Origin of the sequence: Nocardia amamiensis (assembly GCF_015477605.1) — a bacterium.
GTDB classification, from domain to species: Bacteria; Actinomycetota; Actinomycetes; order Mycobacteriales; family Mycobacteriaceae; genus Nocardia; species Nocardia amamiensis_A.
Window position 1 is genome coordinate 1 of sequence record NZ_JADLQX010000239.1, and the last position, 438, is coordinate 438.

1 protein-coding gene is annotated in these 438 nt (G+C 69.6%); it reads right to left on the minus strand.

Translation table 11 applies throughout. The features are described from left to right. The coding region (locus IU459_RS37650) for an AMP-binding protein (protein WP_195134324.1) at window positions 1–438 on the minus strand (438 nt) is incomplete at both ends.

Sequence of the window (438 nt, forward strand, 5' to 3'; positions counted from 1 at the left end):
GCCTCGGCGACCGCGGGATGGCCGATCACGGCGTTCTCCAGATCCACCGACGAAATCCATTCACCACCGGACTTGATCACGTCCTTGGAGCGGTCGACCAGGGTGAGGAACCCGTCCGGGCTGATCTTGCCGACATCACCGGTGCGCAGCCAGCCGTCGTGGAACTTCTCCGGGTCCACCACCGTGCCGTCGGGCGAGTAGTAGGAGCCGGTGATCCACGGACCGCGCACCTCCAGCTCACCCAAAGCTTCCCCGTCGTTGGGCACCACGCCGTCGTCGCCGACCAGACGGGCCTGCACCCCGGCCGGGAACCGGCCCTGGGTCACCCGGAAGGCCCACTTCTGCTCCTCGGTGACCGCGGTCGCCGGCGGATGGGCGACACTGCCCAGCGGCGAGGTCTCGGTCATCCCCCACGCGTGCAGCACCCGCACCCCGTGG